This is a genomic window from Escherichia sp. WS547 (assembly GCF_046486065.1).
GTDB lineage: Bacteria > Pseudomonadota > Gammaproteobacteria > Enterobacterales > Enterobacteriaceae > Escherichia > Escherichia coli.
Map to the genome: position 1 here is coordinate 1 of NZ_JBJQMA010000022.1, position 22753 is coordinate 22753.

At 52.2% G+C, this 22753-nt stretch carries 16 protein-coding genes and 1 pseudogene; 14 read left to right on the forward strand and 3 right to left on the reverse strand.

Features of this window, described 5'->3' with window-relative positions; all coding sequences use genetic code 11:
* Window positions 1-262: 262 nt before the first annotated feature.
* The 7 genes and pseudogenes from ACJHWK_RS17990 (at window position 263) to ACJHWK_RS18020 (ending at window position 8588) form a co-directional block, all read left to right on the forward strand.
* Window positions 263-2527 (forward strand): annotated as a pseudogene (locus ACJHWK_RS17990) (ComEC family protein).
* Window positions 2528-2563: 36 nt separating this feature from the next.
* Window positions 2564-4312, forward strand: coding sequence for a lipid A ABC transporter ATP-binding protein/permease MsbA (msbA, locus tag ACJHWK_RS17995; protein ID WP_000551270.1), 1749 nt, complete (start codon window positions 2564-2566; stop codon window positions 4310-4312).
* Window positions 4309-5295, forward strand: coding sequence for a tetraacyldisaccharide 4'-kinase (gene lpxK / locus ACJHWK_RS18000; protein WP_170886177.1), 987 nt, complete (start codon window positions 4309-4311; stop codon window positions 5293-5295). The genes msbA and lpxK overlap by 4 nt, the downstream gene beginning before the upstream one ends.
* A 36-nt stretch (window positions 5296-5331) precedes the next feature.
* Window positions 5332-6564, forward strand: coding sequence for a crosslink repair DNA glycosylase YcaQ (gene ycaQ / locus ACJHWK_RS18005; RefSeq protein ID WP_001522765.1), 1233 nt, complete (start codon window positions 5332-5334; stop codon window positions 6562-6564).
* A gap of 51 nt (window positions 6565-6615) precedes the next feature.
* On the forward strand, window positions 6616-6798 hold the full coding sequence (gene ycaR, locus ACJHWK_RS18010; protein WP_000350058.1) for a protein YcaR: 183 nt from the start codon (window positions 6616-6618) through the stop codon (window positions 6796-6798).
* Entirely contained in the window at window positions 6795-7541 is a 747-nt protein-coding gene (gene kdsB / locus ACJHWK_RS18015) for a 3-deoxy-manno-octulosonate cytidylyltransferase (RefSeq protein ID WP_001522766.1), read from the forward strand. Before ycaR ends, kdsB begins: the two co-directional genes overlap by 4 nt.
* Before the next feature lie 153 nt (window positions 7542-7694).
* Window positions 7695-8588 (forward strand): YcbJ family phosphotransferase, encoded by an 894-nt coding sequence (locus tag ACJHWK_RS18020; RefSeq protein WP_000436922.1) that lies wholly within the window; start codon window positions 7695-7697, stop codon window positions 8586-8588.
* Here the strand turns inward: ACJHWK_RS18020 and elyC are convergent.
* A complete protein-coding gene (gene elyC / locus ACJHWK_RS18025; protein WP_001522767.1) occupies window positions 8565-9344 on the reverse strand; it encodes an envelope biogenesis factor ElyC in 780 nt (259 codons plus the stop codon). The genes ACJHWK_RS18020 and elyC overlap by 24 nt on opposite strands.
* A gap of 135 nt (window positions 9345-9479) precedes the next feature.
* Between elyC and cmoM the strand changes: the two genes are divergently transcribed.
* From cmoM to gloC, 7 genes are all read left to right on the forward strand, one after another.
* Window positions 9480-10265, forward strand: coding sequence for a tRNA uridine 5-oxyacetic acid(34) methyltransferase CmoM (cmoM, locus tag ACJHWK_RS18030; protein WP_001298300.1), 786 nt, complete (start codon window positions 9480-9482; stop codon window positions 10263-10265).
* Window positions 10262-11584 carry a chromosome partition protein MukF gene (gene mukF, locus ACJHWK_RS18035; protein WP_410234884.1) on the forward strand — a complete coding sequence of 441 codons (1323 nt, stop codon included), beginning with the start codon at window positions 10262-10264 and terminating at the stop codon, window positions 11582-11584. The genes cmoM and mukF overlap by 4 nt, the downstream gene beginning before the upstream one ends.
* Entirely contained in the window at window positions 11565-12269 is a 705-nt protein-coding gene (gene mukE / locus ACJHWK_RS18040) for a chromosome partition protein MukE (protein WP_001295931.1), read from the forward strand. The genes mukF and mukE overlap by 20 nt, the downstream gene beginning before the upstream one ends.
* Window positions 12269-16729: a chromosome partition protein MukB gene (gene mukB / locus ACJHWK_RS18045; protein WP_248422699.1), complete on the forward strand. Its 4461-nt coding sequence runs from the start codon at window positions 12269-12271 to the stop codon at window positions 16727-16729. The genes mukE and mukB overlap by 1 nt, the downstream gene beginning before the upstream one ends.
* 260 nt (window positions 16730-16989) lie before the next feature.
* Window positions 16990-18837 (forward strand): L,D-transpeptidase, encoded by a 1848-nt coding sequence (gene ldtD / locus ACJHWK_RS18050; protein WP_170886175.1) that lies wholly within the window; start codon window positions 16990-16992, stop codon window positions 18835-18837.
* 180 nt (window positions 18838-19017) lie between these two features.
* On the forward strand, window positions 19018-19566 hold the full coding sequence (locus ACJHWK_RS18055) for a YcbK family protein (RefSeq protein WP_001295932.1): 549 nt from the start codon (window positions 19018-19020) through the stop codon (window positions 19564-19566).
* Window positions 19567-19592: 26 nt separating this feature from the next.
* Window positions 19593-20240 (forward strand): hydroxyacylglutathione hydrolase GloC, encoded by a 648-nt coding sequence (gloC, locus tag ACJHWK_RS18060; protein ID WP_001109449.1) that lies wholly within the window; start codon window positions 19593-19595, stop codon window positions 20238-20240.
* A 50-nt stretch (window positions 20241-20290) separates the two neighbouring features.
* Here the strand turns inward: gloC and aspC are convergent, their stop codons facing one another.
* Window positions 20291-21481, reverse strand: coding sequence for an aspartate transaminase (aspC, locus tag ACJHWK_RS18065; protein WP_000462687.1), 1191 nt, complete (start codon window positions 21479-21481; stop codon window positions 20291-20293).
* A gap of 184 nt (window positions 21482-21665) precedes the next feature.
* Window positions 21666-22739, reverse strand: a complete 1074-nt coding sequence (gene ompF, locus ACJHWK_RS18070; protein WP_000977905.1) for a porin OmpF — start codon at window positions 22737-22739, stop codon at window positions 21666-21668.
* Window positions 22740-22753 lie beyond the last annotated feature (14 nt).

Genomic DNA, 22753 nt, shown 5'->3' on the forward strand with positions numbered 1-22753 from the left:
CGAAGTTGGATGCAAATGTCAGATCGTGTGCGCCTGTTAGGGCGCGGCTGGTAAGAGAGCCTTATAGGCGCATTTGAAAAACCTCCGGCTATGCCGGAGGATATTTATTTTCTCTAATCTGGAACTGGAAGCTGCCTCGCAGAGTTTTGAACAGTTTTCACCCTCTCGTTAAATTCTTCTGAACGTGCCTCGGGGAACGCAAAACTCCCACCAGACAACCGCTCAACAAAGTTGCACACTTTCCATAAATACGGAGGGGTGCATGAAAATAACGACAGTCGGCGTATGCATAATTTGCGGAATTTTTCCGTTGCTGGTTTTGCCCCAATTGCCTGGGACATTAACCCTTGCGTTTCTGACTGTCTTCGCCTGCGTACTGGCATTTATTCCTGTTAAAGCCGTCCGTTATATCGCGCTGACGTTGCTGTTTTTTCTTTGGGGCATATCAGCGGCAAAGCAAATTTTGTGGGCAGGAGAAACCTTAACTGGCGCGACGCAGGATGCAATAGTTGAGATCACTGCTACTGACGGCATGACCACTCATTACGGTCAAGTCACTCATCTACAAGGTCGACGTATATTCCCTGCGCCAGGCCTCGTGCTGTATGGCGAATATCTCCCGCAAGCGGTTTGTGCCGGACAACTATGGTCAATGAAACTCAAAGTTCGTGCAGTTCATGGCCAACTTAATGATGGCAGCTTTGATAGCCAGCGTTATGCCATTGCCCAGCATCAGCCGCTGACCGGCCGCTTTCTGCAGGCAAGTGTCATTGAACCGGATTGTAGCTTGCGTGCACAGTATCTGGCGTCATTACAAACAACGCTGCAACCCTATCCGTGGAATGCAGTTATTCTTGGTTTAGGTATGGGGGAACGGTTATCCGTTCCCAAAGAAATCAAAAATATCATGCGCGATACTGGAACGGCGCATTTAATGGCGATATCGGGATTGCATATCGCTTTTGCGGCGTTGCTGGCTGCCGGACTCATTCGCGGTGGGCAAGTTTTTCTGCCTGGGCGCTGGATCCACTGGCAAATGCCATTAATTGGCGGAATCTGCTGTGCTGCTTTTTATGCCTGGCTGACTGGGATGCAACCTCCTGCATTGCGTACCGTGGTGGCGCTTGCCATGTGGGGAATGCTTAAGTTAAGTGGGCGACAATGGAGTGGCTGGGATGTATGGATATGTTGTCTGGCGGCAATTTTGCTGATGGATCCTGTTGCCATTCTCTCGCAAAGTTTATGGCTCTCTGTCGCTGCTGTCGCGGCACTGATTTTTTGGTATCAGTGGTTTCCCTGTCCGGAGTGGCAACTGCCGCCGGTATTGCGCGCGGTTGTTTCCCTCATCCATCTGCAGCTGGGAATCACCCTCCTGCTTATGCCCGTGCAAATCGTCATATTTCATGGCATTAGTCTGACCTCGTTTATTGCAAATCTATTTGCAATTCCCCTGGTGACATTTATCACGGTTCCATTGATCCTCGCCGCGATGGTTGTGCATTTAAGCGGGCCGTTAATCCTGGAACAGGGGTTATGGTTTCTTGCCGACCGGTCTTTGGCTTTACTTTTCTGGGGGTTAAAGAGTTTGCCGGAAGGGTAGATCAACATTGCTGAACGTTGGCAATGGCTAACATTTTCCCCATGGTTCTTACTGGTGGTATGGCGATTAAACGCCTGGCGAACGTTGCCAGCAATGTGTGTGGCTGGAGGCTTGCTGATGTGCTGGCCGCTGTGGCAAAAACCTCGACCTGACGAGTGGCAAGTGTACATGCTTGATGTCGGGCAAGGGCTGGCAATGGTCATTGCGCGAAACGGCAAAGCGATTCTCTATGACACGGGACTGGCCTGGCCCGAAGGGGATAGTGGGCAACAACTGATTATCCCCTGGCTCCACTGGCATAATCTTGAACCGGAAGGCGTTATTCTGAGTCATGAACATCTGGATCACCGGGGAGGGCTGGACTCAATATTGCACACATGGCCGATGTTATGGATCAGAAGTCCGTTAAACTGGGAACATCATCAGCCCTGTGTGCGTGGCGAAGCGTGGCAATGGCAAGGATTGCGTTTCAGCGCGCACTGGCCTTTACAAGCTAGCAACGATAAAGGAAATAACCATTCCTGTGTGGTTAAGGTTGATGACGGGACGAATAGCATTCTTCTAACCGGTGATATTGAAGCCCCCGCTGAACAAAAGATGCTAAGCCGTTACTGGCAGCAAGTGCAGGCAACATTGCTTCAGGTACCTCACCATGGCAGTAATACCTCATCATCGTTGCCATTAATTCAGCGAGTGAATGGAAAAGTGGCACTCGCATCGGCATCGCGCTATAACGCATGGCGATTGCCCTCCAACAAAGTTAAGCATCGCTATCAACAACAAGGTTATAAGTGGCTTGATACTCCACATCAGGGTCAAGTGACGGTCAATTTTTCAGCGCAAGGCTGGCGGATTAGCAGCCTCAGAGAGCAAATTTTACCTCGTTGGTATCATCAGTGGTTTGGCGTGCCAGTGGATAACGGGTAGAATATGCGGCTATTTCAACAAATGCTGGTTTTTTGAATGCATAACGACAAAGATCTCTCTACGTGGCAGACATTCCGCCGACTGTGGCCAACCATTGCGCCTTTTAAAGCGGGTCTGATCGTGGCGGGCGTAGCGTTAATCCTCAACGCAGCCAGCGATACCTTCATGTTATCGCTCCTTAAGCCACTTCTTGATGATGGCTTTGGTAAAACAGATCGCTCCGTGCTGGTGTGGATGCCGCTGGTGGTGATCGGGCTGATGATTTTGCGTGGTATCACCAGCTATGTCTCCAGCTACTGTATCTCCTGGGTATCAGGAAAGGTGGTAATGACCATGCGTCGCCGCCTGTTTGGTCACATGATGGGAATGCCGGTTTCATTCTTTGACAAACAGTCAACGGGTACGCTGTTGTCACGTATCACCTACGATTCCGAACAGGTTGCTTCTTCCTCTTCCGGCGCACTGATTACTGTTGTGCGTGAAGGTGCGTCGATCATCGGCCTGTTCATCATGATGTTCTATTACAGTTGGCAACTGTCGATCATTTTGATTGTGCTGGCACCGATTGTTTCGATTGCGATTCGCGTTGTATCGAAGCGTTTTCGCAACATCAGTAAAAACATGCAGAACACCATGGGACAGGTGACCACCAGCGCTGAACAAATGCTGAAGGGCCACAAAGAAGTATTGATTTTCGGTGGTCAGGAAGTGGAAACGAAACGCTTCGATAAAGTCAGTAACCGAATGCGTCTTCAGGGGATGAAAATGGTTTCAGCCTCTTCCATCTCTGATCCGATCATTCAGCTGATCGCCTCTTTGGCGCTGGCGTTTGTTCTGTATGCGGCGAGCTTCCCAAGTGTCATGGATAGCCTGACTGCCGGTACGATTACCGTTGTTTTCTCTTCAATGATTGCACTGATGCGTCCGCTGAAATCGCTGACCAACGTTAACGCCCAGTTCCAGCGCGGTATGGCGGCTTGTCAGACGCTGTTTACCATTCTGGACAGTGAGCAGGAGAAAGACGAAGGTAAGCGCGTGATCGAGCGTGCGACTGGCGACGTGGAATTCCGCAATGTCACCTTTACTTATCCAGGACGTGACGTGCCCGCATTGCGTAACATCAACCTGAAAATTCCGGCAGGGAAGACGGTTGCTCTGGTTGGACGCTCTGGTTCAGGTAAATCAACCATCGCCAGCCTAATCACACGTTTTTACGATATTGATGAAGGCGAAATCCTGATGGATGGTCACGATCTGCGCGAGTATACCCTGGCGTCGTTACGTAACCAGGTTGCTCTGGTGTCGCAGAATGTCCATTTGTTTAACGATACTGTTGCTAACAACATTGCTTACGCACGGACTGAACAGTACAGCCGTGAGCAAATTGAAGAAGCGGCGCGTATGGCCTACGCCATGGACTTCATCAATAAGATGGATAACGGTCTCGATACAGTGATTGGTGAAAACGGCGTGCTGCTCTCTGGCGGTCAGCGTCAGCGTATTGCCATCGCTCGAGCCTTGTTGCGTGATAGCCCGATTCTGATTCTGGACGAAGCTACCTCGGCGTTGGATACCGAATCCGAACGTGCGATTCAGGCGGCACTGGATGAGTTGCAGAAAAACCGTACCTCTCTGGTGATTGCCCACCGCTTGTCTACCATTGAAAAGGCAGACGAAATCGTGGTCGTCGAGGATGGTGTCATTGTGGAACGCGGTACGCATAACGATTTGCTTGAGCACCGTGGCGTTTACGCGCAACTTCACAAAATGCAGTTTGGTCAATGATCGAAAAAATCTGGTCTGGTGAATCCCCTTTGTGGCGGCTATTGCTGCCACTCTCCTGGTTGTATGGCCTGGTGAGTGGCGCGATCCGTCTTTGCTATAAACTAAAACTGAAGCGCGCCTGGCGTGCCCCCGTACCGGTTGTCGTGGTTGGTAATCTCACCGCAGGCGGCAACGGAAAAACCCCGGTCGTTGTCTGGCTGGTGGAACAGTTGCAACAGCGCGGTATTCGCGTGGGGGTCGTATCGCGGGGATATGGTGGTAAGGCTGAATCTTATCCGCTGTTATTGTCGGCAGATACCACCACAGCACAGGCGGGTGATGAACCTGTGTTGATTTATCAACGCACTGATGCGCCTGTTGCGGTTTCTCCCGTGCGTTCTGATGCGATAAAAGCCATTCTGGCGCAACACCCTGATGTGCAGATCATCGTAACCGACGACGGTTTACAGCATTACCGTCTGGCGCGTGATGTGGAAATTGTCGTTATTGATGGTGTGCGTCGCTTTGGCAATGGCTGGTGGTTGCCGGCGGGGCCAATGCGTGAGCGAGCGGGGCGCTTAAAGTCGGTTGATGCGGTAATCGTCAACGGTGGTGTCCCCCGCAGCGGTGAAATCCCCATGCATCTGCTGCCGGGTCAGGCGGTGAATTTACGTACCGGTACGCGTTGTGACGTTGCTCAGCTTGAACATGTGGTGGCGATGGCAGGGATTGGTCATCCGCCGCGCTTTTTTGCCACGCTGAAGATGTGTGGCGTACAACCGGAAAAATGTGTACCGCTGGCCGATCATCAGTCTTTGAATCATGCGGATGTCAGCGTGTTGGTAAGCGCCGGGCAAACGCTGGTAATGACTGAAAAAGATGCGGTGAAATGCCGGGCCTTTGCAGAAGAAAATTGGTGGTATTTGCCTGTAGACGCACAGCTTTCAGGTGATGAACCAGCGAAACTGCTTGCGCAACTAACCTCGCTGGCTTCTGGCAACTAGTTACGCCGCGGCAGCGTTCGATTGATGGAGTCATGAATGTCGCTGCCGCACCTCTCCCTTGCTGATGCGCGTAATCTTCACCTTGCCGCGCAAGGCCTGTTAAACAAACCCCGCCGTCGAGCATCGTTGGAGGATATTCCGGCAACGATCTCCCGCATGTCCTTGCTGCAAATCGATACCATCAATATTGTTGCCCGTAGCCCATATCTGGTGCTTTTCAGTCGTCTGGGAAATTATCCTGCGCAGTGGCTGGATGATTCTCTGGCGCGTGGTGAATTAATGGAATACTGGGCGCATGAAGCCTGCTTTATGCTGCGTAGCGACTTTCGTCTTATTCGCCACCGCATGCTGGCACCTGAAAAAATGGGCTGGAAATACAAAGACGCCTGGATGCAGGAACATGCGGCGGAAATTGCACAGTTAATTCAGCATATTCATGATAAGGGGCCGGTACGTTCAGCCGATTTCGAGCATTCTCGTAAAGGTGCAAGCGGCTGGTGGGAATGGAAGCCGCATAAACGGCATCTGGAAGGTTTATTTACAGCCGGGAAAGTGATGGTGATTGAACGGCGCAACTTCCAGCGCGTTTATGATTTAACCCATCGTGTCATGCCTGACTGGGATGATGAGCGCGATCTCGTTTCGCAAACAGAAGCAGAAATCATCATGCTGGATAACAGTGCGCGTAGCCTTGGCATATTCCGCGAACAGTGGCTGGCAGATTACTATCGGCTGAAACGTCCGGCACTGGCGGTTTGGCGCGAAGCGAGGGCTGAACAGCAGCAAATCATTGCTGTGCATGTTGAAAAATTGGGCAATCTTTGGCTGCATGCTGATTTGCTGCCGCTACTCGAGCGTGCACTGGCCGGAAAGCTCACTGCAACGCACAGCGCGGTACTTTCGCCTTTTGATCCTGTTGTCTGGGATCGCAAACGCGCAGAGCAGCTTTTTGATTTTAGCTACCGGCTGGAGTGCTATACCCCAGCGCCGAAACGCCAGTATGGCTATTTTGTTCTGCCGTTATTACATCGTGGGCAATTAGTTGGGCGAATGGATGCCAAAATGCATCGCCAGACAGGCATCCTTGAAGTTATCTCTCTGTGGTTACAAGAAGGCATTAAACCAACGACAACGCTGCAAAAAGGGTTACGTCAGGCGATTACTGATTTCGCTAACTGGCAGCAGGCAACGCGGGTGACATTAGGACGCTGCCCGCAAGGCCTCTTTACTGATTGCCGCACCGGCTGGGAAATAGACCCCGTCGCATAAATGATTATGATAAGATTTATGCATTCATAACCCGATCCATCTGGAGGAACTATGGATCATCGTCTGCTTGAAATCATTGCCTGCCCGGTTTGCAACGGAAAACTTTGGTATAACCAGGAAAAACAAGAACTTATTTGCAAACTGGACAACCTGGCTTTCCCGCTGCGCGATGGCATTCCAGTGTTGCTGGAAACGGAAGCCCGCGTGCTGACTGCTGATGAGAGTAAATCATGAGTTTTGTGGTCATTATTCCCGCGCGCTACGCGTCCACGCGTCTGCCCGGTAAACCATTGGTTGATATTAACGGCAAACCCATGATTGTTCATGTTCTTGAACGCGCGCGCGAATCAGGTGCCGAGCGCATCATCGTGGCAACCGATCATGAGGATGTTGCCCGCGCTGTTGAAGCCGCTGGCGGTGAAGTATGTATGACGCGCGCCGATCATCAGTCAGGAACAGAACGTCTGGCGGAAGTTGTCGAAAAATGCGCATTCAGCGACGACACGGTGATCGTTAATGTGCAGGGGGATGAACCGATGATCCCTGCGACAATCATTCGTCAGGTTGCTGATAATCTCGCCCAGCGTCAGGTGGGTATGGCGACTCTGGCGGTGCCAATCCACAATGCGGAGGAAGCGTTTAACCCGAATGCGGTGAAAGTGGTCCTCGACGCTGAAGGGTATGCACTGTACTTCTCTCGCGCCACCATTCCTTGGGATCGTGATCGTTTTGCAAAAGGCCTTGAAACCGTTGGCGATAACTTCCTGCGTCATCTTGGTATTTATGGCTACCGTGCAGGCTTTATCCGTCGTTACGTCAACTGGCAGCCAAGTCCGTTAGAACACATCGAAATGTTAGAGCAGCTTCGTGTTCTGTGGTACGGCGAAAAAATCCATGTTGCTGTCGCCCAGGACGTTCCTGGCACAGGTGTGGATACCCCTGAAGATCTCGAGCGCGTTCGCGCTGAAATGCGCTAATTTCACTTCACGACACTCCAGCCAATTTTGGGAGGAGTGTCGTACCGTTACGATTTTCCTCAATTTTTCTTTTCAACAATTGATCTCATTCAGGTGACATCTTTTATATTGGCGCTCATTATGAAAGCAGTAGCTTTTATGAGGGTAATCTGAATGGAACAGCTGCGTGCCGAATTAAGCCATTTACTGGGCGAAAAACTCAGTCGTATTGAGTGCGTCAATGAAAAAGCGGATACGGCGTTGTGGGCTTTGTATGACAGCCAGGGAAACCCAATGCCGTTAATGGCAAGAAGCTTTAGTACGCCCGGAAAAGCCCGACAACTGGCATGGAAAACCACCATGCTGGCAAGAAGTGGGACTGTCCGTATGCCGACTATTTATGGTGTGATGACGCATGAAGAACACCCCGGCCCCGATGTCCTGCTACTGGAGCGGATGCGTGGTGTTTCGGTGGAGGCACCAGCCCGAACACCAGAACGCTGGGAACAACTCAAAGATCAAATCGTTGAAGCCTTACTGGCCTGGCACCGTCAGGACAGTCGCGGTTGCGTCGGCGCGGTCGACAATACTCAGGAAAATTTCTGGCCCTCATGGTACCGGCAACATGTTGAAGTGCTATGGACCACGCTCAATCAGTTCAATAACACCGGTCTAACGATGCAGGATAAGCGGATCCTGTTTCGTACTCGCGAATGTCTCCCGGCATTATTTGAAGGCTTTAACGACAATTGTGTGCTGATTCACGGTAACTTCTGTTTACGCAGCATGCTGAAAGATTCGCGCAGCGATCAGTTACTGGCGATGGTCGGGCCGGGACTAATGCTTTGGGCACCGCGAGAATACGAACTGTTCCGACTAATGGATAATTCTCTGGCGGAAGATTTGCTCTGGAGTTACCTGCAACGCGCGCCAGTGGCGGAGTCATTCATCTGGCGGCGTTGGTTGTATGTGTTATGGGATGAAGTTGCGCAACTGGTTAATACCGGACGATTTAGTCGGCGCAACTTCGATCTGGCATCAAAATCACTCTTGCCGTGGCTCGCCTGACGAACCTTTTAGCCACTGCCAGATGCGGCCAAGCGTTTCATAGCCAACACGATCGCTATGCATCAACCAAACCGGAGAAGGGATTGCCCGTTCCCACGGATTAAGCGGCGAGGCGATGGCCAACTGATTCGCCGGGGCTGGCAGCGGATTTAGCCCTTCCTGCTGAAAAAAGATCATCGCCCGCGGCAGATGTGATGCGGAGGTCACCAGCAGGAAAGGGGCGTCACCAATCGCCTGTTTCACTGCCGCAGCTTCTTCTTCGGTATCTTTTGGCAAATCCAGGGTGATAATTTGCTCGCGCGGCACGCCCAGCGATTGCGCAACTCTGGCACCTACTTCCGCTGTACTCACCGTATTGGTTTTTGCTACGCCTCCCGTGAAGATCAGTTTTGATCCCGGATTTTCGCGCCATAAGCGAATACCTTCATTCAGGCGGGGCAGACTGTTATTGATTAAATTCGAGCTTGGTGCCCACTGCGGGTTCCAGGTATAACCACCTCCGAGCACCACGATATAGTCCACTTTTTGCGAATTATTCCATGTCGGATAGGTGCTTTCGATGGGACGCAGCAGGCGGTCGGCTACCGGTTGCAAACTCAATAACAAGAGCGCCAGCCACCCAATGCTAATAAAAATCTTCCCGGTTTTTTGAAAACGGCTAAACCACAGCAGCGCCAGGCCAGCGCCAATAATCAACAACATCAGCGGAAGTGGCAGCAACATATTGCCAATCACTTTTTTCAGTGTAAAAAGCATCCTTTCTGGTTCCTTTTTTAACCATATAACAAGGGATCGCCAGCGATATTACACCAGACGGGTTCATTCTCGCCGTGGCTGTGACAAAATAGCGTCTTTATCAGAAAACGTCTTAGCCAACCGGTGGAGAAAGCAATGCAGGATCGCAATTTTGATGATATTGCGGAAAAGTTTTCCCGTAACATTTACGGCACCACCAAAGGGCAGCTTCGACAGGCTATTCTGTGGCAGGATCTCGATCGCGTGCTGGCGGAAATGGGCCCGCAAAAACTGCGTGTGCTGGATGCTGGCGGTGGAGAAGGGCAGACCGCAATCAAAATGGCTGAGCGCGGGCATCAGGTCATTTTATGCGATCTTTCTGCGCAGATGATCGACCGCGCAAAACAGGCGGCAGAAGCAAAAGGTGTGAGCGACAACATGCAATTTATACATTGCGCCGCTCAGGATGTTGCTTCGCATTTGGAAACGCCCGTTGATCTGATATTGTTCCATGCGGTGCTCGAGTGGGTGGCCGATCCCCGCAGCGTATTACAGACCCTGTGGTCAGTGTTGCGTCCAGGCGGTGTGTTGTCGTTAATGTTCTACAATGCGCACGGCTTGCTGATGCATAACATGGTCGCCGGGAATTTTGATTACGTGCAGGCGGGAATGCCGAAAAAGAAAAAACGGACGCTTTCGCCAGATTATCCACGCGACCCGGCGCAGGTTTATCTGTGGCTGGAAGAAGCTGGTTGGCAAATTATGGGTAAGACAGGCGTTCGCGTGTTTCATGATTATCTGCGCGAGAAGCACCAGCAGCGCGACTGCTATGAAGCATTACTTGAATTAGAAACGCGTTATTGCCGTCAGGAACCGTATATTACCCTGGGGCGTTATATTCATGTCACCGCGCGCAAACCGCAGAGCAAGGATAAAGTATGAGTGAATTTTCCCAGACAGTCCCCGAACTGGTTGCCTGGGCCAGAAAAAATGACTTCTCCATCTCGCTGCCGGTAGACCGACTCTCTTTTCTGCTGGCGGTTGCCACGCTGAACGGCGAGCGTCTGGATGGTGAGATGAGTGAAGGCGAGCTGGTGGATGCATTCCGCCATGTGAGTGATGCGTTTGAGCAAACCAGCGAAACCATCGGCGTGCGCGCCAACAACGCGATCAACGACATGGTGCGTCAACGTCTGCTGAACCGCTTTACCAGCGAGCAGGCGGAAGCGAACGCAATTTACCGTCTGACGCCGCTCGGCATCGGCATTACTGACTATTACATCCGTCAGCGCGAGTTTTCTACGCTGCGCCTTTCTATGCAGTTGTCGATTGTGGCGGGTGAGCTCAAACGCGCGGCAGATGCCGCCGAAGAGGGCGGTGATGAATTTCACTGGCACCGTAATGTTTATGCGCCACTGAAATATTCGGTAGCAGAAATTTTCGACAGTATCGACCTGACGCAACGTCTGATGGACGAACAGCAGCAGCAGGTGAAGGACGATATCGCCCAGTTGCTGAACAAAGACTGGCGGGCGGCGATCTCCAGCTGTGAATTGTTGCTTTCGGAAACTTCCGGAACGCTGCGTGAATTGCAGGATACGCTGGAAGCGGCAGGCGACAAATTGCAGGCTAATCTGTTGCGCATTCAGGATGCGACGATGACCCATGACGATCTGCATTTTGTCGATCGTCTGGTATTCGATCTGCAGAGCAAACTTGACCGTATTATCAGCTGGGGCCAGCAATCCATCGATTTGTGGATTGGCTACGACCGCCACGTACATAAATTTATCCGTACCGCTATCGATATGGATAAAAACCGTGTCTTTGCTCAGCGGTTACGTCAGTCGGTACAAACCTATTTTGATGAGCCGTGGGCGCTAACTTATGCCAATGCCGATCGTCTGCTGGATATGCGTGACGAAGAGATGGCACTGCGCGATGAAGAAGTGACTGGGGAACTTCCTGAGGATCTGGAATACGAAGAGTTTAACGAGATCCGCGAACAGCTGGCGGCGATCATCGAAGAACAACTCGCCGTGTACAAAACCAGACAAGTGCCGCTGGATCTTGGTCTGGTGGTACGCGAATATCTGTCACAGTATCCGCGTGCACGTCACTTTGACGTTGCGCGCATTGTTATTGATCAGGCGGTACGTCTTGGCGTAGCGCAAGCAGATTTCACCGGACTGCCAGCGAAATGGCAGCCGATTAATGATTACGGAGCCAAGGTACAGGCGCATGTCATCGACAAATATTGAACAAGTGATGCCGGTTAAGCTGGCGCAGGCGCTGGCGAATCCGTTATTTCCGGCGCTGGATAGCGCCTTACGTTCAGGCCGCCATATTGGCCTCGACGAACTGGATAATCATGCATTCCTGATGGATTTTCAGGAATATCTGGAAGAGTTTTACGCGCGTTATAACGTTGAGCTTATTCGTGCACCGGAAGGGTTCTTCTATTTACGCCCACGTTCCACCACGCTGATCCCTCGTTCTGTCTTGTCGGAACTGGATATGATGGTCGGGAAAATCCTCTGTTATCTCTATCTCAGCCCGGAACGGCTGGCGAATGAGGGGATTTTTACTCAACAGGAACTGTACGACGAACTGCTCACCCTGGCCGATGAAGCGAAACTGCTGAAACTGGTGAACAACCGTTCAACCGGTTCAGACGTTGACCGGCAGAAGTTGCAGGAGAAAGTACGTTCTTCGCTCAACCGTCTGCGTCGTTTGGGCATGGTGTGGTTTATGGGCCACGACAGCAGCAAGTTCCGCATTACCGAATCGGTGTTCCGCTTCGGAGCCGATGTGCGTGCTGGCGACGATCCCCGTGAAGCACAGCGTCGCCTGATTCGTGATGGCGAAGCAATGCCGATTGAAAATCATCTGCAACTCAACGATGAAACCGAAGAGAGTCAGCCAGATAGCGGAGAGGAAGAATAATGATTGAACGCGGTAAATTTCGCTCACTGACGCTGATTAACTGGAACGGCTTTTTTGCCCGAACTTTTGACCTCGATGAGCTGGTTACGACGCTCTCCGGCGGTAACGGGGCGGGTAAATCCACCACCATGGCGGCGTTCGTTACGGCGCTGATCCCCGACCTGACCCTGCTGCATTTCCGTAACACCACGGAAGCCGGGGCCACCAGCGGTTCGCGCGATAAAGGTCTGCACGGTAAGCTGAAAGCGGGTGTCTGTTATTCGATGCTCGACACCATTAACTCGCGCCACCAGCGTGTGGTGGTCGGTGTGCGTCTGCAACAGGTTGCCGGACGCGATCGTAAAGTCGATATCAAACCGTTTGCCATTCAGGGCCTGCCGATGTCGGTGCTGCCGACGCAGCTGGTGACCGAAACCCTCAACGAACGCCAGGCGCGTGTACTGCCGCTGAACGAGCTGAAAGACAAGCTCGAGGCGATGGAAGGCGTGCAGTTTAAGCAGTTCAACTCCATTACCGATTACCACTCGCTGATGTTCGATCTGGGCATCATCGCGCGTCGTCTGCGCTCAGCGTCTGACCGTAGCAAATTCTATCGTCTGATCGAAGCTTCGCTGTACGGCGGGATCTCCAGCGCCATTACGCGCTCTCTGCGCGACTACCTGTTGCCGGAAAACAGCGGCGTGCGGAAAGCGTTCCAGGACATGGAAGCGGCGCTGCGCGAAAACCGCATGACGCTGGAAGCGATTCGTGTCACCCAGTCGGACCGTGACCTGTTTAAGCATCTGATCAGCGAAGCCACCAACTACGTGGCGGCGGACTACATGCGTCACGCCAACGAGCGCCGTGTCCATCTCGACAAAGCCCTGGAGTTTCGTCGCGAGCTACACACTTCGCGTCAGCAACTGGCGGCTGAGCAGTACAAACACGTCGATATGGCGCGTGAGCTGGCAGAGCACAACGGTGCCGAAGGCGATCTGGAAGCGGATTATCAGGCGGCCAGCGATCACCTGAACCTGGTGCAAACCGCACTGCGTCAGCAGGAGAAGATCGAACGTTACGAAGCGGATCTCGATGAGCTGCAGATCCGTCTGGAAGAGCAAAACGAAGTGGTGGCAGAAGCCATCGAACGCCAGGAAGAGAACGAGGCTCGTGCGGAAGCTGCCGAACTGGAAGTGGACGAGCTGAAAAGCCAGCTTGCTGACTATCAGCAGGCGCTGGACGTCCAGCAAACGCGCGCGATCCAGTATAACCAGGCGATTGCTGCGCTTAATCGTGCCAAAGAACTGTGCCATCTGCCGGACTTAACCGCCGACAGCGCCGCCGAATGGCTGGAAACCTTCCAGGCGAAAGAGCTGGAAGCGACTGAAAAAATGCTCTCTCTTGAGCAGAAAATGAGCATGGCGCAAACCGCACACAGCCAGTTTGAGCAGGCTTATCAGCTGGTGGTGGCAATTAATGGCCCGCTGGCGCGTAACGAGGCGTGGGATGTCGCTCGCGAACTATTGCGCGAAGGGGTCGATCAGCGTCACCTGGCAGAGCAGGTTCAACCGTTGCGGATGCGCTTAAGCGAACTGGAACAGCGTCTGCGCGAGCAGCAAGAAGCCGAACGCCTGCTGGCAGATTTCTGCAAACGTCAGGGCAAGAATTTTGATATTGATGAACTGGAAGCTCTGCATCAGGAGCTGGAAGCACGCATTGCCTCTCTTTCCGATAGCGTGTCTAACGCCCGTGAAGAGCGCATGGCACTGCGCCAGGAACAGGAACAGCTGCAGTCTCGCATTCAGAGTTTGATGCAGCGTGCACCGGTTTGGCTGGCAGCGCAAAACAGCCTCAACCAGTTGAGCGAACAGTGCGGCGAAGAGTTCTCTTCCAGCCAGGATGTCACCGAATATCTGCAACAGTTGCTGGAGCGTGAGCGCGAAGCGATTGTTGAACGTGACGAAGTTGGCGCACGCAAAAACGCCGTCGATGAAGAGATCGAACGTTTAAGCCAGCCAGGCGGCTCTGAAGATCAGCGTCTGAACGCGCTGGCGGAGCGTTTTGGTGGTGTGCTGCTATCAGAAATTTATGATGACGTTAGCCTGGAAGATGCGCCGTACTTCTCAGCGCTGTATGGCCCGTCACGCCACGCCATCGTGGTGCCAGATCTGTCACAGGTAACCGAGCACCTGGAAGGCTTGACCGATTGCCCGGAAGATCTCTATCTGATCGAAGGGGATCCGCAGTCATTCGATGACAGCGTGTTCAGCGTTGATGAGCTGGAAAAAGCGGTAGTGGTGAAAATCGCCGATCGTCAGTGGCGTTATTCACGTTTCCCGGAAGTGCCGCTGTTTGGTCGTGCTGCGCGTGAAAGCCGTATTGAAAGCCTCCATGCCGAGCGTGAAGTGCTTTCCGAACGCTTCGCCACGCTCTCCTTTGATGTACAGAAAACCCAGCGTCTGCATCAGGCGTTCAGCCGCTTTATCGGTAGTCATCTGGCGGTGGCGTTTGAGTCTGATCCGGAAGCAGAAATCCGTCAACTGAACAGCCGTCGCGTCGAACTGGAGCGGGCGCTGAGTAATCATGAAAATGATAACCAGCAGCAGCGTATTCAATTTGAGCAGGCGAAAGAGGGCGTTACGGCGCTGAACCGCATTCTGCCGCGTCTCAACCTGTTGGCTGATGACAGCCTGGCAGATCGCGTCGATGAAATCCGCGAACGTCTGGATGAAGCCCAGGAAGCCGCGCGTTTTGTTCAGCAGTTCGGTAATCAACTGGCGAAACTGGAACCGATCGTTTCGGTATTGCAGAGTGACCCGGAACAGTTCGAACAGTTAAAAGAAGATTACGCGTACTCTCAGCAGATGCAGCGCGATGCCCGTCAGCAGGCGTTTGCCCTGACGGAAGTGGTGCAGCGTCGTGCGCACTTTAGCTACTCTGACTCGGCAGAAATGCTGAGCGGTAACAGCGATCTCAACGAAAAACTGCGTGAACGTCTGGAACAGGCGGAAGCGGAGCGTACCCGCGCGCGTGAAGCGTTGCGCGGACACGCAGCGCAGTTGAGTCAGTACAACCAGGTGCTGGCTTCGCTGAAAAGTTCTTACGACACCAAAAAAGAGCTACTCAATGATCTGCAACGTGAATTGCAGGATATCGGCGTGCGAGCTGATAGCGGGGCAGAAGAGCGGGCGCGTATTCGCCGTGACGAGCTGCACGTGCAACTGAGCAATAACCGTTCGCGCCGCAATCAACTGGAAAAAGCGCTCACCTTCTGCGAAGCGGAGATGGACAACCTGACCCGCAAACTGCGCAAGCTGGAGCGTGATTACTTTGAGATGCGCGAGCAGGTAGTGACCGCGAAAGCGGGCTGGTGTGCAGTCATGCGCATGGTGAAAGATAACGGCGTTGAACGCCGCTTACACCGTCGTGAGCTGGCTTATCTCTCCGCTGATGATTTGCGTTCCATGTCGGATAAGGCATTGGGTGCGCTGCGTCTGGCGGTGGCGGATAACGAACATCTGCGCGACGTGCTGCGGATGTCGGAAGATCCGAAACGTCCGGAGCGTAAAATTCAGTTCTTCGTGGCGGTTTATCAGCATCTGCGTGAACGTATTCGTCAGGATATTATTCGTACCGATGATCCGGTGGAAGCTATCGAACAGATGGAGATCGAACTTAGCCGTCTGACCGAAGAGTTAACCTCCCGTGAACAGAAACTGGCGATCAGTTCCCGCAGCGTGGCGAACATTATTCGCAAAACCATTCAGCGCGAGCAGAACCGTATCCGTATGCTCAACCAGGGCTTGCAGAGCGTATCGTTTGGCCAGGTGAACAGCGTGCGTCTCAACGTGAACGTGCGTGAAACGCACGCCATGCTGCTGGATGTGCTCTCTGAACAGCATGAGCAACATCAGGATCTGTTTAACAGCAACCGTCTGACCTTCTCAGAAGCGCTGGCGAAACTGTATCAGCGTCTTAATCCGCAGATTGATATGGGGCAGCGCACGCCGCAGACCATTGGCGAAGAACTGCTGGATTACCGCAACTATCTGGAAATGGAAGTTGAGGTTAACCGTGGTTCTGATGGCTGGCTGCGCGCAGAATCTGGCGCTCTGTCGACCGGTGAGGCGATTGGTACCGGTATGTCGATTCTGGTGATGGTGGTACAAAGCTGGGAAGATGAATCTCGCCGCCTGCGCGGTAAAGATATCTCTCCTTGCCGCCTGCTGTTCCTCGATGAAGCAGCGCGACTGGATGCTCGTTCTATCGCCACGCTGTTTGAATTGTGTGAACGTTTGCAAATGCAGCTCATCATCGCAGCGCCGGAAAATATCAGTCCGGAAAAAGGCACCACCTATAAACTGGTGCGTAAAGTCTTCCAGAATACCGAACACGTTCACGTCGTCGGCCTGCGAGGATTTGCGCCGCAACTCCCTGAAACGCTTCCAGGAAGTGACGAAGCGCCTTCCCAGGCGAGTTAAAATGAAGGCGGCAGCAATGCCGCCTTTTCTTTTTCCGAAAACTCCGTTTCTGCACTAAAAAAGTGGCACATTACGGCGCGCTTTTCTTTAAACTTCTTTACATTAGGTTATGTAAAAACGTATCGGCGTTTATATACTGAAGATAAGCCTGATGAGTAACAGGCTTGCTCGTCATACTTTCGTGAGTATTGGCGTTGTACAGGCAAGTCGTAAAATAACAGCCTGGCTATTCAGAGTATGATAAAAACAGGGGGCAAGGGATGTTGCTTAATATGATGTGTGGTCGTCGGCTGTCGGCAATCAGTTTGTGCCTGGCCGTAACATTCGCTCCACTGTTCAATGCGCAGGCCGATGAGCCTGAAGTAATCCCTGGCGACAGCCCGGTGGCTGTCAGTGAACAGGGCGAGGCACTGCCGCAGGCGCAAGCCACGGCAATAATGGCGGGGATCCAGCCATTGCCTGAAGGTGCGGCAGAAAAGGCCCGCACGCAAATCGAATCTCAATTACCCGCAGGTTATAAGCCGGTTTATCTTAACCAGCTTCAACTGTTGTATGCCGCACGCGATATGCAATCCATGTGGGAAAACCGTGATGCTGTTAAAGCCTTCCAGCAACAGCTGGCAGAGGTGGCGATTGCCGGTTTCCAGCCGCAGTTTAATAAATGGGTAGAGTTACTGACCGATCCTGGTGTTAACGGGATGGCACGCGACGTCGTGCTCTCTGATGCGATGATGGGCTATCTCCATTTCATTGCAAATATTCCGGTCAAAGGCACTCGCTGGCTATATAGCAGTAAACCTTATGCGCTTTCAACGCCGCCGCTCTCGGTGATTAACCAATGGCAACTGGCGCTGGATAAAGGTCAATTGCCGACGTTTGTTGCAGGTCTGGCACCGCAGCATCCGCAATATGCAGCGATGCATGAATCGTTACTGGCCTTACTCAGTGACACCAAACCGTGGCCCCAACTGACCGGCAAAGCAACGTTGCGCCCAGGGCAGTGGAGTAACGACGTACCGGCGTTGCGCGAAATATTGCAGCGTACAGGCATGTTGGACGGGGGGCCGAAAATTACTCTACCTGGCGATGACACGCCAACTGACACGGTAGTCAGCCCATCCGCTGTTACTGTTGAAACAGCAGAAACTAAGCCGATGGACAAGCAAACGACGTCTCGTAGTAAACCTGCGCCTGCCGTTCGTGCCGCCTACGATAATGAACTGGTGGAAGCCGTTAAACGTTTTCAGGCATGGCAAGGATTGGGAGCAGATGGCGCTATTGGCCCGGCAACGCGTGACTGGTTAAACGTAACGCCCGCCCAGCGTGCTGGCGTGTTGGCACTCAACATCCAGCGATTGCGCTTGCTGCCAACAGAGCTTTCTACCGGGATTATGGTTAACATTCCAGCCTATTCGCTGGTCTACTATCAGAACGGCAATCAGGTGCTGGATTCGCGAGTCATTGTCGGTCGCCCCGATCGCAAAACGCCGATGATGAGTAGTGCACTTAACAACGTAGTGGTAAACCCGCCGTGGAACGTACCACCAACTCTGGCACGCAAAGATATTCTGCCGAAAGTGCGCAACGATCCGGGATATCTCGAAAGCCATGGCTATACGGTGATGCGCGGCTGGAACAGCAGAGAAGCGATTGACCCATGGCAGGTTGACTGGTCTACAATCACGGCCTCAAATTTACCGTTTCGCTTCCAGCAGGCTCCAGGCCCGCGGAACTCGCTGGGGCGCTATAAATTCAATATGCCGAGTTCAGAGGCCATTTATTTGCATGACACGCCGAACCACAATCTGTTCAAGCGTGATACACGCGCATTGAGCTCAGGCTGTGTACGAGTGAATAAAGCTTCCGATCTGGCGAATATGCTGTTGCAGGATGCAGGCTGGAATGACAAACGTATTTCTGATGCGCTGAAGCAGGGTGATACGCGTTACGTCAATATTCGGCAGTCGATTCCGGTAAATCTCTACTACCTGACGGCATTTGTTGGTGCAGATGGTCGTACCCAGTATCGTACAGATATTTACAATTATGATCTGCCTGCGCGATCCAGCTCGCAAATCGTATCGAAAGCGGAACAATTAATCAGGTAAATGAAGCAGTTCGGGGAAATCAGTTGTCGTAATAATTAGCATGATCGGGGGCGATTCTCTGCAGCCCCCGTCACTGCTGGGGTTGAGTCATCTTGACGTCAGCTTTACTGACGGTTAAGGTGCCTCTTGTGCGCCAGAAGTGCATATAAACGATAACATTGACCTGTAGACTTGATTATCATGGACAAATTCGACGCTAATCGCCGCAAACTGCTGGCGCTTGGTGGCGTTGCACTCGGTGCCGCCATCCTGCCGACCCCTGCGTTTGCAACACTCTCTACCCCACGCCCGCGCATTTTGACACTCAATAATCTTCATACCGGAGAGTCAATCAAAGCGGAGTTTTTCGATGGCAGAGGCTATATTCAGGAAGAATTGGCAAAACTTAACCATTTTTTCCGCGATTATCGCGCGAACAAAATAAAGTCCATCGACCCAGGATTATTCGATCAGTTGTATCGCCTGCAAGGGTTGTTAGGCACCCGCAAACCGGTGCAACTCATTTCCGGTTATCGCTCCATTGATACCAACAATGAACTACGCGCCCGCAGCCGTGGAGTAGCGAAGAAAAGCTATCACACGAAAGGGCAGGCGATGGATTTCCATATTGAAGGTATCGCGTTAAGCAATATTCGCAAAGCCGCGTTATCTATGCGCGCAGGTGGTGTAGGATATTACCCACGTAGTAACTTTGTGCATATTGATACCGGGCCAGCACGGCACTGGTAGTAATTGCTTAACGAAACAGGGGCAGTATGAACTATCGTATTATTCCGGTCACCGCATTCTCCCAGAACTGTTCATTGATCTGGTGTGAACAAACCCGACTGGCCGCACTGGTCGATCCTGGCGGCGATGCGGAAAAAATCAAACAGGAAGTTGACGCCAGCGGCCTGACACTGATGCAGATCCTGCTGACGCATGGTCATCTGGACCACGTTGGTGCAGCGGCGGAACTGGCGCAACATTACGGCGTGCCGGTTTTTGGCCCGGAAAAAGAAGATGAGTTCTGGCTGCAAGGCTTGCCTGCGCAAAGTCGTATGTTTGGTCTGGAAGAGTGCCAGCCGCTGACGCCGGATCGTTGGCTGAACGAAGGCGATACCATCAGCATAGGGAATGTGGCTTTACAGGTGTTACATTGCCCAGGGCATACGCCGGGTCATGTCGTGTTTTTTGATGATCGGGCAAAGCTGCTGATTTCTGGCGACGTTATTTTCAAAGGCGGAGTAGGGCGCAGTGACTTCCCGCGTGGCGATCATAATCAACTGATTTCTTCAATCAAAGATAAGTTGCTGCCACTGGGGGATGACGTGACATTTATTCCGGGTCACGGACCATTATCCACACTTGGTTATGAGCGCCTGCATAATCCCTTCCTGCAAGACGAAATGCCCGTCTGGTAAAGGCGCATAAAAAAGCCCGCTTTTTAAGCGGGCTTCATTGTTTTTAACGCTTACAGCACTGCCACAATCGCTTCGCACAGCGGAGCCATGTTATCTGGTGTCATCCCGGCTACGTTCACACGACCAGAAGCAACAGCATACACGCCAAACTCTTCGCGCAGACGCAGCACTTGTTCTTTTGTCAGACCACTGAAGGAGAACATGCCGTTCTGTTTGATGATAAAGCTGAAGTCGCGGTTTGCGCCTTTTTCCTGCAGCGTATTGACGAACAACTGACGCATACGCTGAATACGCTGGCGCATATCAGTCAGCTCTTGTTCCCAAATCGCACGTAACGCATCGTTGCTCAGGATGGTGGCAACAACAGAAGCGCCGTGTGCTGGTGGGTTAGAGTAGTTAGCGCGAATCGCCGCTTTCATTTGGCTGAATGCGCGATCAACGGTTTCACTGTCAGCAGCAACCAGAGTACAAGCGCCAACACGCTCGTTGTACAGGCCAAAGTTTTTAGAGTAGGAACTGGCAACAATCAGCTCTTTATGCATAGCCGCGAAAGCGCGCAGTCCTTCAGCATCTTCTTCCAGACCACGGGCAAAACCCTGGTAAGCGAAGTCAAACAGCGGTAACCAGCCTTTCTCAACGGAAAGTTGTGCCAGTGTCTGCCACTGTTCCAGCGTAGGGTCGATACCGGTTGGGTTATGGCAGCAGCCATGGAACAGCACTACGTCGCCAGCCTGAGCTTCGTTCAGGCTGTTAATCAGTGCATCGAAGTCAAGGGTGTGATTTTCCGCATCATAATAAGCGTATTCACGAACTTCCAGACCTGCAGAGTTAAAGACGCTCTTATGGTTCGGCCAGCTTGGGTTGCTCACCCACACACGCTTAACGCTGGTATTTTTTGCCAGGAAATCGGCAGCCACGCGTAGTGCGCCAGTGCCACCCGGAGTCTGTGCCGTGCGAGCACGTTTGTCATTGATCAGGGCGCTACCTTTACCAAACAGCAGTTCCTGAGTGCAGCGACCAAATTCAGGGATGCCGTCAATGCCGAGGTAATTTTTGGTGGTTTCATTTTCGAGCAGATACTGTTCAGCCTTTTTCACGCTGGTCAGTACCGGGGTTTTGCCCGTCTCATCTTTATAGACACCAATCCCGAGGTTAATTTTGCCGGGACGTTCATCGGCACGAAACAGATCGGCCAGGCCCAGAATCGGGTCGGCAGGAGCGGCGGTAATGTTCTCAAACATGACGAGGTTCCATTATGGTTACAGAAGGGAAGTCCGCTATCAGGGTAACGGGAGATTTACAAAATTCCAACTATTACTGATGAAAACGCAGGCTGTTTTTGCAAGACGTGAGATTGCTCTGGAAGGTATAAAAAAAACAGGACCAAAGTCCTGTTTTTTCGGCATTTAACAAAGAGGTGTGCTATTAGAACTGGTAAACGATACCCACAGCAACGGTGTCGTCTGAACCTACGCCCAGTTTGTTGTCAGAATCGATCTGGTTGATGATGTAGTCAACATAGGTGGACATGTTTTTGTTGAAGTAGTAGGTTGCGCCCACTTCAAAGTAGTTCACCAGATCAACATCACCGATACCTTCTACGTCTTTCGCTTTAGATTTGGTGTAAGCGATGGACGGACGCAGACCGAAATCGAACTGGTATTGCGCAACTAACAGAACGTCTTGCGTTTTGTTGGCGAAGCCGCCTTCAATTGGCGTAGCGTTACGGGTTTCACCGTAGTTCGCTGCCAGGTAGATGTTGTTCGCGTCATACTTCAGACCAGTTGCCCACTGTTCAGCTTTTTTACCCTGACCGCGGAATTCGGCTTCCTGGGCGTCGGTACGGTCTGCTGCACCGTAAGCACCTACGATACCAAAGCCTTCGAATTCGTAGCTGATAGAGCCACCGACGCCGTCGCCGTTGGAACGCTCAGGAATACCAGCACGTTCGTTTTTGCCCAGGTACTGAACGGCAAAGTTCAGGCCGTCAACCAGACCGAAGAAGTTGGAGTTACGATAGGTAGCAACGCCGCCTACACGACCAACGAAGAAGTCATCGCTGTATGCCGTGTCACCGCCAAACTCAGGCAGCATATCGGTGTAACCCAGTGCGTCGTAAACCACACCGTAGTTACGACCGTAGTCGATAGAACCCGCATCAGCGAATTTCAGACCTGCGAATGCCAGACGAGTTTTGTTACCTTTCTGGGCATCAGCGCCTTCAGAGTTGTTACCCTGGAAGTTATATTCCCACTGACCGTAGCCGGTCAGATCGGAATTGATTTGTGTTTCCCCTTTAAAACCAAGACGGGCATAAGTTTTGTCGCCGTTTCCGCCGTAACTGTTTACACCATTGTCTTTAGAAAAATAATGCAGACCGACAGCTTTACCGTACAGATCTACTTTGTTGCCATCTTTGTTATAGATTTCTGCAGCGTTTGCAGTACCTGCTACTAACAGAGCAGGGACGATCACTGCCAGAATATTGCGCTTCATCATTATTTATTACCCTC

Coding starts and splice junctions, on each gene's coding strand:
- msbA (WP_000551270.1), top strand. CDS start 2,564: ATGCATAACGACAAAGATCTCTCTACGTGGCAGACATTCCGCCGACTG.
- lpxK (WP_170886177.1), top strand. CDS start 4,309: ATGATCGAAAAAATCTGGTCTGGTGAATCCCCTTTGTGGCGGCTATTG.
- ycaQ (WP_001522765.1), top strand. CDS start 5,332: ATGTCGCTGCCGCACCTCTCCCTTGCTGATGCGCGTAATCTTCACCTT.
- ycaR (WP_000350058.1), top strand. CDS start 6,616: ATGGATCATCGTCTGCTTGAAATCATTGCCTGCCCGGTTTGCAACGGA.
- kdsB (WP_001522766.1), top strand. CDS start 6,795: ATGAGTTTTGTGGTCATTATTCCCGCGCGCTACGCGTCCACGCGTCTG.
- ACJHWK_RS18020 (WP_000436922.1), top strand. CDS start 7,695: ATGGAACAGCTGCGTGCCGAATTAAGCCATTTACTGGGCGAAAAACTC.
- elyC (WP_001522767.1), bottom strand. CDS start 9,344: ATGCTTTTTACACTGAAAAAAGTGATTGGCAATATGTTGCTGCCACTT.
- cmoM (WP_001298300.1), top strand. CDS start 9,480: ATGCAGGATCGCAATTTTGATGATATTGCGGAAAAGTTTTCCCGTAAC.
- mukF (WP_410234884.1), top strand. CDS start 10,262: ATGAGTGAATTTTCCCAGACAGTCCCCGAACTGGTTGCCTGGGCCAGA.
- mukE (WP_001295931.1), top strand. CDS start 11,565: ATGTCATCGACAAATATTGAACAAGTGATGCCGGTTAAGCTGGCGCAG.
- mukB (WP_248422699.1), top strand. CDS start 12,269: ATGATTGAACGCGGTAAATTTCGCTCACTGACGCTGATTAACTGGAAC.
- ldtD (WP_170886175.1), top strand. CDS start 16,990: ATGTTGCTTAATATGATGTGTGGTCGTCGGCTGTCGGCAATCAGTTTG.
- ACJHWK_RS18055 (WP_001295932.1), top strand. CDS start 19,018: ATGGACAAATTCGACGCTAATCGCCGCAAACTGCTGGCGCTTGGTGGC.
- gloC (WP_001109449.1), top strand. CDS start 19,593: ATGAACTATCGTATTATTCCGGTCACCGCATTCTCCCAGAACTGTTCA.
- aspC (WP_000462687.1), bottom strand. CDS start 21,481: ATGTTTGAGAACATTACCGCCGCTCCTGCCGACCCGATTCTGGGCCTG.
- ompF (WP_000977905.1), bottom strand. CDS start 22,739: ATGATGAAGCGCAATATTCTGGCAGTGATCGTCCCTGCTCTGTTAGTA.